Below are 11726 nucleotides of genomic sequence, written 5' to 3'. Positions count from 1 at the left end.
GGCCAGGGATGAGTCTGGAGGTTTCAACCGGGTTGCAGGGTGGGGGCTAGTACGGTGCTGGCTTTGAGATAAAAGTCCAACCAGTGGGAGCAACTGTCTCGCATGATTCCTCTGGCCAGCACTGGCCCTTGTAGGAGCGGCCTTGCGTCGCGATGGGCTGCGCAGCAGCCCCAGGGTTTGCGCACAGATGCATAAATTGCCGGGGCTGCTTCGCAGCCCATCGCGACGCAAGGCCGCTCCTACAGGTTCTGTGTGTGCCTTGAAGGTGATGCAGGCCAGGTGGGAGCGGCTTCAGCCGCGAACACCGGTGCAGCCGGTGCCATCCACTACAAGGCTCAACCCGCGCTGTCGTCGCTGTCGATCATCTTGCGCAGCAGGTACAGGATGGCCACGCGCTCACCGGCATTCAGGCTACCCATGCTCAGTTCGCTGATCTGCCGGGCGCAGGGGATCATTGCATCAAGCAGCGCGGCGCCGCTGTCGGTGAGCTCGACAATGACTTTGCGCCGGTCGCCCGGGTCTGGCGACAGCTGCACCAGTTCGCGCGCCTTCAGGCGTTCGACGATGCCGCGGATGGTCGCCTGGTCTACCGCCGTGGCCTTGATCAGCTCGGCCTGCGAGCTGGGGCCATGGTCGCGCAGGGCACACAGGGTAACGAACTGGATCGAGGTCAACTGCGGGTCGCAAGCCTGTTGCTGGAAGATCGCCGTGTGCCGCTGGTAGGCCTTGCGCAGCAGGTGGCCGACCTGTTCGGTGACGTCGTAGGGGGTGGTGTCAAGCGGGGCGCTGCTGGGGGTGGTTTTGTTCGGCATAGGATGGCTTGGGCTGGTGGAAAGGTGCTGGCCGGCCGCCAAAAGCGGAGCGCCCGGCCAGTATAACCACTATCGCGCCCGCGACTCCTGCGGCGCGACCACATCACCGGCCAGGACCACGGCCTGGTCATCCAGGTAGATGTCGCAGTTGCGCAGCGGAATGTCCAGGTGGCATGGGGTCTTGCGCTTGCCACCGACCTCGGTGTTGGGGCCGGTGGAGAACAGGAAATTGCCGTAGAACGCGCGGGCGTCCATGCACATGCCGTCGTTGCGGTCGTGCAGGCCCATGGCTGTCCACTGTGCGCGTGGCTGCAGGCCCCAGCCGATGTGCGAAATGCCGTACACCTCGGGGTCGTCGAAGTACTTCATGTAGTCGCGCAGGTACTCGGCCTCGAAGCCACCATGAATACCGGTGATGAAGCCTTTTTCGATCTCCAGGGTGATGCGCTCGCGGCAGTAGTTCTTGAACGGCAGGATGATATCGCCCACGTCCAGCACCAGCGTGCCTTCGGCGCTGTCCTCGTTCGGCCAGGTGAACAGAAAGCCGCTGGGCCAGTGGTCCCAGCGCCCTGGCTCGTCGGCATAACCGTATTCGGTCACGGCCGGGTACTGGCCCAGCGGGGCGTGGAAGTCGCTGCCGGCCTTGGACCGTACATGCAGGCTGCGCGCCTGTTTCAGCAGGGTTTCGGCAGCCAGCACGCGGCGCTTGTCGTCTTCGCTCGGCAGCATGCGCGCCAGCACTTCCGGTGGCTCCACGGCCAGCAGGATGCGTGTGCCGGTCTTGAGGATCTGTTCCTGCTCCGGCGAGTGCAGCAGCATCATGGTGTCGACGACCAGGTCGGCCGCTTCCAGCGCCCGCTGCGCCGCCAGGTTGCCGGTGAGCGCGGTGTCGCCGCAGTAGGCAGTCATGTCATTGCCCATGGCGGTGGGGTGGTTGAACGCCGGCAGTTCCACGGCATAGACCTTGGCCTTCAGGCGCTGCGCGGCCTCCATTGCGGCGTTGACCGTGCGCGGGTCGGAGTAGTGGCTCTTGAGCACAGCGACGCTCTGCGTCTCGTCCACGCGGGACAGTTTCAGTACGTGCTCGAACATTTGGGTCAGTTGTGCATTGCTCACCGGCATCGGGGGTTCTCCTGGGCGGCGTTGACGAGGGAGAGCTGCTGCACCATGGCAGTGCCCGGCGCATCATCTCGGTGCAAATGAATAGTGTGTACACCCTACTTTTGCAGATGAAAGCGCATCCTGCCGGCAAGCGCAAGTTATCTGTAGAACGTTACCTATTCACACATATATCCAGTATTTACGGTAACATTACCGAGTGAATGGTTTTTCGATCAGGTGTTTGAAAATTATTTGCCAACCCCTCTTTCCAAAAAACAATTACAGCGTATACGCTCTAAATCGTCAGGCGGCCGAGCCGCTGGCCACACATCAGAACAAGAGGAGAGAAACCCATGCGGGGTAGGCAGAAAATTGCAATCGTTGGTGCAGGTCTGGGTGGGGCAGCCGCCGCTACGTTGCTGCAGCAGGCCGGCTTCGATGTCGAGGTGTACGAGCAGGCGCCGGCGTTCACCCGCCTGGGTGCGGGTATCCATATCGGCCCTAACGTGATGAAAATCTTCCGCCGCATGGGGCTGGAGCAGAAGCTGGAGCTGATGGGTTCGCACCCGGACTTCTGGTTCAGCCGCGACGGTGCCAGCGGCGATTACCTGTCGCGCATCCCCCTGGGTGAGTTTGCCCGCCGCGAATACGGCGCGGCCTACATCACCATTCACCGGGGCGACCTGCACGCCCTGCAGATCGACGCGATCAAGCCGGGCACCGTGCACTACGGCAAGCGCCTGGAGAAGATCGTCGATGAAGGTGAGCAGGTACGCCTGAACTTCGCCGATGGCAGCCACACCGTCGCCGATATCGTCATCGGTGCCGACGGCATCCACTCGAAGATCCGCGAGGAACTGCTGGGCGCCGAAGCACCGAACTACAGTGGCTGGGTGGCGCACCGGGCGCTGATCCGCGGGGTCAACCTGGCGCAGCATGCCGATGCGTTCGAGCCGTGCGTGAAGTGGTGGTCCGAAGACCGCCACATGATGGTCTACTACACCACCGGCAAGCGCGACGAGTACTACTTCGTCACCGGCGTGCCGCACGAAGCCTGGGACTTCCAGGGCGCTTACGTCGACAGCAGCCAGGAAGAAATGCGCGCCGCCTTCGAAGGCTATCACCCCACGGTGCAGAAGCTGATCGACGCCACCGAATCGATCACCAAGTGGCCGTTGCGCAACCGCAACCCGTTGCCGCTGTGGAGCCGTGGCCGCCTGGTCATGCTCGGCGACGCCTGCCACCCGATGAAGCCGCACATGGCCCAGGGCGCGTGCATGGCCATCGAAGATGCGGCCATGCTGACGCGCTGTCTGCAAGAGACCGGGCTGTCCGACCACCGCACCGCCTTTGCCCTGTACGAGGCCAACCGTAAGGAGCGGGCATCGCAGGTGCAATCGGTATCCAACGCCAACACCTGGCTCTACACCCAGGAAGACCCAGCCTGGGTCTACGGCTACGACCTGTACGGGCAGCAGCTCAAAAGCGGGGAGGCGGCATGACGACTTTCGTCGCCGGCGGCAACGTCAGCGCCAACGGCATCCGCCAGCATTACCTGCGTTATGGCGGCAAGGGCCAGGCGCTGATCCTGGTGCCCGGCATCACCAGCCCGGCGATTACCTGGGGCTTTGTCGCCGAGCGCCTTGGCCAGTACTTCGATACCTACGTGCTGGATGTGCGCGGGCGCGGTTTGTCTTCAAGCGGCCCGGAACTGGATTACGGCACCGATGCCTGTGCTGCGGATATCCCGGCCTTTGCCGCTGCGCTGGGCCTGGGCAGCTACCACCTGGTCGGGCACTCAATGGGCGCGCGCTTTGCGATTCGTGCTGCCGCCCAGGGGGCGCCGGGGCTGCAGCGGCTGGTGCTGGTCGACCCGCCGGTGTCCGGGCCGGGCCGCCGCGCCTACCCGAGCAAGCTGCCGTGGTATGTCGACTCGATCCGCCAGGCCACGCTTGGCATGAGCGGCGACGACATGCGCGCCTTTTGCCCCACCTGGAGTGACGAGCAACTGGCGCTGCGTGCCGAATGGCTGCACACCTGCCATGAGCCGGCGATCGTGCGCGCCTTCGAGGATTTTCACCAGGTGGACATTCACCAGTACCTGCCCGCCGTGCGCCAGCCGGCGTTGCTGATGGTGGCCGGGCGCGGCGGGGTGATCGAGCCGCGCGACATCGCCGAAATCCGCGAGTTGAAGCCGGACATCCAGGTCGCACAGGTGGACAACGCCGGTCACATGATCCCGTGGGACGACCTGGACGGCTTCTTCGCCGCTTTCGGCGGCTTCCTCGACCAACCCCTTGCCTGACGGAGCACGAGACATGACCAAGCTATACCGCATCGGCCAGATCGTGCCGAGTTCGAACACCACCATGGAAACCGAAATCCCGGCGATGCTCAACGCCCGCCAGGCCATCCGCCCCGAGCGCTTTACCTTCCATTCCAGCCGCATGCGCATGAAGCAGGTGAAGAAGGAAGAGCTTGCAGCCATGGACGCCGAGTCTGACCGCTGCGCCGTGGAGCTGTCTGATGCCAAGGTCGACGTGCTGGGCTACGCCTGCCTGGTGGCGATCATGGCCATGGGCCTGGGCTACCACCGGCAATCGGAAAAGCGCCTGCAGCAGGCCACCGCCGACAACCAGGCGCTGGCGCCGGTGATCACCAGCGCCGGGGCGCTGGTCGAGGCCTTGCATGTGATGAAGGCCAAGCGCATTGCCATTGTCGCCCCGTACATGAAGCCGCTGACCGAACTGGTGGTGAACTACATCCGCGAGGAAGGCTTCGAGGTGCAAGACTGGCGCGCGCTGGAAATCCCCGACAACCTCGCCGTGGCGCGGCACGACCCGGCCAACCTGCCAGGCATCGTCGCCGGCATGGACCTTGAAGGCGTCGATGTGGTGGTGTTGTCGGCCTGCGTGCAGATGCAGTCGCTGCCGGCTGTGGCCAAGGTCGAGGCGCAAACCGGCAAGCCGGTAGTCACTGCGGCCATCGCCACCACCTACGCCATGCTCAAGGCGCTGGACCTGGAGCCGGTCGTGCCGGGTGCCGGTGCCTTGCTGTCGGGCGCCTACTGAAATCGGGAGACGCACATGAGCGACGTACAAAGCGCCCGTGACAACTACCAGGGTGTGTGGGGCCAGCGCATCGGCTTTGGCCGCAAGCCGGCGCTGCTGATGATCGACTTCATGCAGGGCTACACCACCCCCGGCGCACCGCTGTACGCCCCGGGCGTGGTCACGGCGGTGGAGCAGGCTGCCGGCCTGCTGGCACTGGCCCGCGACTGCGGTACCTTGGTGGTGCACACCAATATCCGCTACCAGCCGCCGCACTTCGCCGATGGCGGTGTGTGGGTGCGCAAGGCGCCGGTGATGAAGGACATGGTCGAAGGCAACCCGCTGGCCGCGTTCTGCCAGGCCGTCGCGCCGCAGCCGGGGGAGGTGGTGCTGAGCAAGCAGTACGCCAGCGCCTTCTTTGCCACCAGTCTGGCCCCGCTGCTGCATGCCCAAGGCGTGGATACCGTGGTGCTGGCCGGCTGCTCCACCAGCGGCTGCATCCGCGCCAGTGCGGTGGATGCCATGCAGCATGGTTTTCGAACCATCGTGGTGCGCGAGTGCGTGGGTGACCGCCATAACGACCCGCACGAAGCCAACCTGTTCGACATCGACAGCAAGTACGGCGATGTCGTCACCCGGCAGGACGCCATGCAGCAACTCAGGCAGCTAGCCGGCTGACCCAATAACAATCAAGGAACGGTGCCGGAAGCCCGTCCATGACCGCCTGCTGTCCGGGCGGTCGCCCCGCAGGAGCACTCGGGGTCTTTCAGGCGTTGCCCAGGCACGCCGCGTATAGTGCGCGGCGTGCCCGGCGCGTCGAAAACTGCTGGCCTTAAAACAACCACAAAGTCGCCCGCCAGGAGACAGGAAATGCCAATTGCGAATGCAACCACGGTCCACAGTGACATCGACCATGGCACAAAAGCGCTGTACAGCAAGATCACCTGGAGGCTCATCCCCTTCCTGTGCTTCTGCTACCTCGCAGCTTATCTGGACCGCATCAACGTCGGCTTCGCCAAGCTGCAGATGCTCGAAGACCTGCAGTTCAGCACCGCCGCCTATGGCTTGGGTGCCGGGCTGTTCTTCGTCGGCTATATCATTTTCGAAGTGCCGAGCAACCTGATCCTGCAGCGCGTCGGCGCCAAGCTGTGGATCGCCCGCATCATGATCACCTGGGGCCTGCTGTCGGCCTGCACCATGTTCGTCAGCACCACCACGCAGTTCTACATCCTGCGCTTTCTGCTCGGCGCCGCCGAAGCGGGCTTCCTGCCGGGCGTGTTGTTCTACCTGACCATGTGGTACCCCACCTACCGGCGCGGGCGCATCATTGCCCTGTTCATGATCGGGCTGCCCTTGTCGAGCGTGATCGGCGGGCCGATCTCCGGCTGGATCATGGGGCATTTCGACCAGGTGCATGGCCTGCACGGTTGGCAGTGGCTGTTCCTGCTGGAGGCGATCCCCAGCGTGCTGCTCGGCATCCTGACGTTCTGGGCGTTGCCTAACCACTTCCAGCAGGCCAAGTGGCTGTCGACCGAGGACAAGGCGCAACTGGCCGCTGACCTGGCCGCCGACGATGCCGAAGGCAAGGACAGCAAGCACAGCTTCCGCGACGGTTTCTTCAACCTGAAGGTGTGGATGCTCGGCGGCATCGACTTCTCGATCCTGCTCAGTGCCTATGCCATGGGCTTCTGGATGCCGACCTTCATCCGCGATGCGGGCGTCAGTGATACCTTTCACATTGGCCTGCTCACGGCCATCCCGAGCCTGGCCGCACTGGCCGGCATGCTGATGATCGGCGCCAGCTCCGACCGCCACCGCGAGCGCCGCTGGCACATCATCGTGCCGTTCATCATCGGTGCAATTGCTATGGCCAGCAGCACCTTGTTCAGCCAGAACCTGGTGATGACCGTACTGCTGTTCGCCATCGCCTCGGCGGCGATCATCGGCGCGGTGCCGGTGTTCTTCAGCCTGCCGGCGACCTTCCTCAAAGGCACGGCAGCAGCCACCGGCTTTGCCCTGGCCTGTTCGGTGGCCAACATTGCCGGCCTGGTCAGCAACTCGCTGATGGGCCTGGTCACGGACCTGACGGGTACTTCCCACGCGGCGCTGTGGGTGTTTGCCGGCTGCCTGATCCTCAGCTGCTTCCTGGTCATCGCCCTGCCGGCGAAGCTGGTCAACCGCTAGCGGCCCAGCGCTTCACACAACGGCAGGGCAGGCGGGCCAGGTGCCCGCCTGCCGACCCTTCCTCGATGCAACCCCGCACGTCGGTGGCCGCACATGGCCACCGCGCCGGGTTGCTGTTGGCCGAAATCCAGGAGTAGCCCCATGCAAGGTTCCACTGCACCGCGTTTTTCTTCGTCTGCGCGCCTGGCCGGTGGTTGTATTGCCGCCGCGCTGTGTGCCGAGGCCCCGGCTGAGGAGGCCGGTTTTATCGAAGGTGCCCGCGCCACGCTGCAGGCGCGCAACTATTTTTTCAGCCGCGACTATGCCGATATCAAGGGCGCAAGCACCCAGTCGCGTACCCAGGAATGGGCGCAGGGGTTCATCCTCAATGCCAGTTCCGGTTACACCCAGGGCACCGTGGGTGTTGGGGTCGATGTGACCGGCCTGCTGGGCTTCAAGCTCGACAGCAGCCCGGAGCATGCCAAGTCCGGCTTGCTGCCCAGCCTGGACAGCGGCAAGTCGGCGGACGAATACAGCCGCCTGGGGGCGGCGATCAAGTTCAAGGTGTCGCAGACCGAGTTGAAGGTGGGCGAGCTGATGCCCAACCTGCCTGTGCTGCTGTTCAGCGACCTGCGCCTGCTGCCCCCGACCTACCAGGGCGCGATGCTGGAGTCGCGCGAGTTTGCCGGGCTGACCCTGAATGCCGGCCAGTTCCGTTCCACCAGCCTGCGCGACTCGTCCAACAGCCAGAAGATGTACGCGCTGGTCAACGACCCGATCAACCCGGCGCGGCTGGCGCGCTTTACCAGTGACCGCTTCAACTACGTGGGCGCCGATTATGTCTTCAACGACAACCGTACCAGCGTCGGCGTCTGGCAGGCGCAGCTGGAGGATATCTACCAGCAGCGTTTTTACAGCTTCAAGCATGCCGAGCCGCTGGGGGACTGGACGCTGGGGGTGAATGCCGGTTATTTCGATGCCCGCGAGGATGGGCGCAAGATTGCCGGTGACTACGACAACCATGCGCTGTTCAGCCTGTTCTCGGCCAAGACAGGTGGGAATACCTTTTACGTGGGCTATCAGCAGATAGGTGGTGAAGACGGTTTTATCCAGGTCGGGGCCAACACCAACCCGATGGGGAATACGTTACCGACGTATGAGTTCTCGGCGCCGGGTGAGCGTTCGTGGCAGGTGCGGCATGACTACAATTTTGTCGCGCTGGGGATACCGGGCCTGACTTCGACGTTGCGATATGTGAAGGGGCGGGATGTGGACACCGGGCTGGGCTTTACAGGGCGTGACCGCGAGCGCGACCTGGACCTGGCCTATGTGGTGCAGAGCGGGCCACTGGCCGGGCTTGGGGTACGGGTGCGCAACGTGATGGCGCGCTCCAATTACCGGACCGATATCGACGAGAACCGGTTGATCCTGAGTTATACGGTCAAGTTGTTCTGAAGGCGAATGCAACGTTCAATATTGTGCGGCCCTCCGTGGGAGCGGGCGAGCCCTAATGCCAGACAGTTAAGCAATTTGGGGCCGCGTTGCGGCCCATCGCCGGCAAGCCAGCTCCCACAGGTACGGCGCATGGCTTGAGTTCAGTGCAATCGGTGTGGGAGCTGGCTTGCCTGCGATGGGCTGCGCAGCAGCCCCGGCGGTCTTGACTGACTGGCATTAGAGTGAGCCCGCGAATATCGGCAATGCTGGTGCAAAGCACCGCCAATCCTCCCTTACTGTAAGGTCTGCGGCTGCACACCATCCGGCAACTGCCGCAACGCCGCCTCCAGCCTGGCAATCGGCCCCGCCAGCTGGTCCGCTTCCTTGTCCTTGCCCTCACTTCTCAGGCGATCACGCTTAACCCGCAGGTTAAGCAGGTTTTTCTGCAGCTTCAGGGCCGAGCTATTGAATGGGTCCATGCCTTTCTCACGCTGTGGGCCTCCGTGCCGTTGTAGGAAAAATCGACCGTAACAGCTCGAATTTGCCGGAGAAACTGATGTTTCATACAGGTAAGTGCCACAGTCTCGACTCTTCCTACACTGCTCGGTAAAGGATCCTACAGAGCGCGTTTCAAATCATGTCGTGCAACCTCTGCTCAACCCCGCGTGATCCCTGGCCACAATCGGTCTCGGCAAGGCAGGCCCTCAACTGGATTCAGTCCCGAACCCGCCGTGCTATTCGAAACCTTATGTAGCAATTGCCGCCCCGCACACTACAGGTGATCCGCATCAACCACCGCCTGGGCAAACGCCTGCGGCGCTTCCTGCGGCAGGTTGTGGCCGATGCCACCGCTGATCAACCGGTACTCGTACTTGCCGGTAAAGCGCTGCGCATACGCTTCTGCCGGTGGGTGCGGTGCACCGTTGGCATCGCCCTCCAGCGTGATGGTGGGTACTGCAATGGCAGGGAACTTGGCCAGCTTCGCCTCCAGTGGGTCGTAGCGCGTTTCACCCTGGGCCAGGCCCAGTCGCCAGCGGTAGTTGTGCACCGTAATCGCCACCTGGTCCGGGTTGTCCAAGGCCTGGGCGCTGCGCTCGAAGGTAGCGTCGTCAAAGGCCCACTTGGGCGAGGCGGTTTGCCAAATCAGCTTGGCGAAGGCATGGCGGTTCTGCTCGTAGCCAGCCTGGCCGCGCGGTGTGGCGAAATAGTACTGGTACCACCATTGCAGCTCGGCGCTGGGTGGCAGTGGCGCCTTGGCCGCTTCCTGGCTACTGATCAGATAGCCGCTGACCGACACCAGCGCCTTGACCCGCTCAGGCCACAGTGCCGAGACGATATCGGCGGTACGTGCGCCCCAATCAAAGCCGGCCAGCACGGCGCGCTGGATATGCAACGCGTCCATGAAGGCAATGACATCGCTGGCCAGCGCCGTGGGTTGGGCATTGCGTGGCGTTTGCGCCGACAGGAAGCGGGTTTGCCCGTAGCCGCGCACGTAGGGCACCAACACCCGGTAACCTTTTGCCGCCAGGGCGGGTGCAACTTCTTCAAAGCTGTGAATGTCATAGGGCCAGCCATGCAGCAGGATGACCACCGGGCCGTCGGCCGGGCCTTGCTCCACATAAGCTACGTCGAGCACACCCGCGTTGATATGTTTCAACGGGCCGAAGTTGTCTGCCGCTGCTGCCATTTGCGGCTGTTGAGGGGCTGCGGTGGCGAAATTTGTCGCCATCAGGCCAAGCGGCAACAGGGCGCAGGCGAGCAGGGTACGGCTGAATCGAGTGGTCGAGTGGCGGGCAGGCATCGGGCATCTCCTTGGCAAAGCCAGCGGTACGGTTTGGTGGATGCCAGTAAAGTCGAGGGATGTATCGCCGATATGTCTGGTTAGCCTGTAAGGCGCGTTCTTGTGTATCAGTGCTCACTTTGTACACATAACGATACAAGCACCGGGCAATGGCGGTTTTGCCGCCACTGCCAGGGTCGTAGGTTTACCGGCCAAGGAGAGGCCCATGCATTACGTTGTGATCGAACCCCACCGCAGTGAATACCCGCGGCCCATCCGCTTCGCCAAGGGCACTTTGCTGGAGATCGGCCCGCGCTACGAAGGCGAGCCCGGCTGGCAAGACTGGTACCTGTGCAGTTGCACCGGCCAGGAGCCCGGCTGGGTGCCGGCGCAACTGATCGAGCGGCTGGGCGTGTGCCAGGGCAGGGCGCTGGACCATTACTGCGCGCACGAACTGGATGCCGACCCGGGGCAGCTGGTGCAGATGGTCCGCCCGCTCAATGGCTGGGTGTGGTGCCGGCGTCATGGCAATGGCGAACTGGGCTGGTTGCCGGCGGAAAAACTTCAGCAATTGGCTGACAGGTGCATGCCTTGAGATATTGGGTGCCTGTGAGATCGAGCGCCGCCCGCGCGGCGCTTCGCGGCACAAGGCCGCTCCCACATCTGTTTCGGGCCAATTATGCCTGTGCCTTCGGCGCGCGCACCCTGGGTGCAATGGCTGGAAATTGATGACGAGCGCAGACGCAGCCGATATCGAATGGAACAAACAAGGCGGTCAGCGGTGAAACCACAGGAGTGATTGGCCCGAAACAGACTGTGGGAGCGGCCTTGTGCCGCGAAGCGCCGCGCGGGCGGCGCTCGATTTCACAGGCGATGCTAAAGGCTCGGCGAACAAGGAACCGATGCGTGCGTTTCAATCTGATATGCTTTTTTTCCACCAACCTGAATCTGTAACCGTATCAGCTCAAGGCCGACAATATGCCCATTCCCGTATCACAACTGTAGAGGTTCCAATGGGCAAGCTGTCGCTGTTCCTGGGTGGTTTTCTGCTGCTGACGATTCTGATCGGTCTTCTTGGCACCATTCCGCCAAGCTGAGTTCAACTGCATTTCTCCCTCGCGGCCCGTCTACTTCAACGACGGGCCCAATTGCTTGGCAAATAGCCAGTTTTTCCCCGCCTTGCACCGCTGGACCAGTGCTAGCTGCAAGTCATTCTCAAGTGCAAAAGCTTCGTGTAGTCTCCCGCCGCCGTTCATTCGGGCCGGCCTTTCGAGTGGGTCAGGCTGGCCAATACGGCACGCCTGCTTGTGCGATAAGTTGTTCTTTGCGCTGGGAATTCTGTCCACAAAAAACGTGGGTAGGTCTGTGGATAAAGTGCTGCAAGCC

12 protein-coding genes are annotated in these 11726 nt (G+C 63.0%); 8 read left to right on the top strand and 4 right to left on the bottom strand.

The features are described from left to right. Positions 1-335: 335 nt before the first annotated feature. Positions 336-812, bottom strand: coding sequence for a MarR family winged helix-turn-helix transcriptional regulator (locus tag ACI2KG_RS04070; protein ID WP_201206600.1), 477 nt, complete (start codon positions 810-812; stop codon positions 336-338). Between the two features lie 69 nt (positions 813-881). Then, positions 882-1934, bottom strand: coding sequence for a 2,5-dihydroxypyridine 5,6-dioxygenase (locus ACI2KG_RS04065; protein ID WP_404660885.1), 1053 nt, complete (start codon positions 1932-1934; stop codon positions 882-884). 332 nt (positions 1935-2266) lie between these two features. On the opposite strand from ACI2KG_RS04065, the gene nicC reads away from it, so the two are divergent. From nicC to ACI2KG_RS04035, 6 genes are all read left to right on the top strand, one after another. After that, positions 2267-3415 carry a 6-hydroxynicotinate 3-monooxygenase gene (gene nicC / locus ACI2KG_RS04060; RefSeq protein ID WP_404660884.1) on the top strand — a complete coding sequence of 383 codons (1149 nt, stop codon included), beginning with the start codon at positions 2267-2269 and terminating at the stop codon, positions 3413-3415. Beyond that, positions 3412-4218 carry an N-formylmaleamate deformylase gene (gene nicD / locus ACI2KG_RS04055; RefSeq protein ID WP_404660883.1) on the top strand — a complete coding sequence of 269 codons (807 nt, stop codon included), beginning with the start codon at positions 3412-3414 and terminating at the stop codon, positions 4216-4218. The genes nicC and nicD overlap by 4 nt, the downstream gene beginning before the upstream one ends. Before the next feature lie 13 nt (positions 4219-4231). Next, positions 4232-4984, top strand: a complete 753-nt coding sequence (locus tag ACI2KG_RS04050) for an Asp/Glu racemase (RefSeq protein ID WP_404660882.1) — start codon at positions 4232-4234, stop codon at positions 4982-4984. A 15-nt stretch (positions 4985-4999) separates the two neighbouring features. Further along, on the top strand, positions 5000-5641 hold the full coding sequence (locus ACI2KG_RS04045) for an N-carbamoylsarcosine amidohydrolase (RefSeq protein ID WP_404660881.1): 642 nt from the start codon (positions 5000-5002) through the stop codon (positions 5639-5641). Positions 5642-5833: 192 nt separating this feature from the next. Next, positions 5834-7147, top strand: coding sequence for an MFS transporter (locus tag ACI2KG_RS04040; RefSeq protein ID WP_404660880.1), 1314 nt, complete (start codon positions 5834-5836; stop codon positions 7145-7147). A 141-nt stretch (positions 7148-7288) separates the two neighbouring features. Continuing rightward, positions 7289-8581 carry an OprD family porin gene (locus ACI2KG_RS04035; RefSeq protein WP_404660879.1) on the top strand — a complete coding sequence of 431 codons (1293 nt, stop codon included), beginning with the start codon at positions 7289-7291 and terminating at the stop codon, positions 8579-8581. A 272-nt stretch (positions 8582-8853) separates the two neighbouring features. Here ACI2KG_RS04035 and ACI2KG_RS04030 read toward each other — a convergent pair whose 3' ends face one another. Both ACI2KG_RS04030 and ACI2KG_RS04025 read right to left on the bottom strand, forming a co-directional pair. Next, complete coding sequence (locus ACI2KG_RS04030) at positions 8854-9039, bottom strand: hypothetical protein (protein ID WP_404660878.1); 186 nt, start codon at positions 9037-9039, stop codon at positions 8854-8856. A gap of 293 nt (positions 9040-9332) precedes the next feature. Next, positions 9333-10361, bottom strand: coding sequence for an alpha/beta fold hydrolase (locus tag ACI2KG_RS04025; RefSeq protein WP_404660877.1), 1029 nt, complete (start codon positions 10359-10361; stop codon positions 9333-9335). A 205-nt stretch (positions 10362-10566) separates the two neighbouring features. On the opposite strand from ACI2KG_RS04025, the gene ACI2KG_RS04020 reads away from it, so the two are divergent. Beyond that, positions 10567-10935 (top strand): SH3 domain-containing protein, encoded by a 369-nt coding sequence (locus ACI2KG_RS04020; RefSeq protein WP_404660876.1) that lies wholly within the window; start codon positions 10567-10569, stop codon positions 10933-10935. Between the two features lie 235 nt (positions 10936-11170). Continuing rightward, positions 11171-11437 carry a hypothetical protein gene (locus ACI2KG_RS04015; RefSeq protein ID WP_404660875.1) on the top strand — a complete coding sequence of 89 codons (267 nt, stop codon included), beginning with the start codon at positions 11171-11173 and terminating at the stop codon, positions 11435-11437. The last annotated feature ends 289 nt before the right edge of the window (positions 11438-11726 follow it).

It is taken from the genome of Pseudomonas sp. NPDC089407, assembly GCF_044900445.1.
Taxonomy (GTDB): domain Bacteria; phylum Pseudomonadota; class Gammaproteobacteria; order Pseudomonadales; family Pseudomonadaceae; genus Aquipseudomonas.
The sequence above is the reverse complement of the archived record's forward strand: the minus strand, read 5'-3'. Positions and strand labels throughout refer to the sequence as shown.

Bases quoted from the DNA above. Each gene is read 5' to 3' on its own strand.
- ACI2KG_RS04070 (WP_201206600.1), bottom strand. From the start codon at position 812: ATGCCGAACAAAACCACCCCCAGCAGCGCCCCGCTTGACACCACCCCC.
- ACI2KG_RS04065 (WP_404660885.1), bottom strand. From the start codon at position 1,934: ATGCCGGTGAGCAATGCACAACTGACCCAAATGTTCGAGCACGTACTG.
- nicC (WP_404660884.1), top strand. From the start codon at position 2,267: ATGCGGGGTAGGCAGAAAATTGCAATCGTTGGTGCAGGTCTGGGTGGG.
- nicD (WP_404660883.1), top strand. From the start codon at position 3,412: ATGACGACTTTCGTCGCCGGCGGCAACGTCAGCGCCAACGGCATCCGC.
- ACI2KG_RS04050 (WP_404660882.1), top strand. From the start codon at position 4,232: ATGACCAAGCTATACCGCATCGGCCAGATCGTGCCGAGTTCGAACACC.
- ACI2KG_RS04045 (WP_404660881.1), top strand. From the start codon at position 5,000: ATGAGCGACGTACAAAGCGCCCGTGACAACTACCAGGGTGTGTGGGGC.
- ACI2KG_RS04040 (WP_404660880.1), top strand. From the start codon at position 5,834: ATGCCAATTGCGAATGCAACCACGGTCCACAGTGACATCGACCATGGC.
- ACI2KG_RS04035 (WP_404660879.1), top strand. From the start codon at position 7,289: ATGCAAGGTTCCACTGCACCGCGTTTTTCTTCGTCTGCGCGCCTGGCC.
- ACI2KG_RS04030 (WP_404660878.1), bottom strand. From the start codon at position 9,039: ATGGACCCATTCAATAGCTCGGCCCTGAAGCTGCAGAAAAACCTGCTT.
- ACI2KG_RS04025 (WP_404660877.1), bottom strand. From the start codon at position 10,361: ATGCCTGCCCGCCACTCGACCACTCGATTCAGCCGTACCCTGCTCGCC.
- ACI2KG_RS04020 (WP_404660876.1), top strand. From the start codon at position 10,567: ATGCATTACGTTGTGATCGAACCCCACCGCAGTGAATACCCGCGGCCC.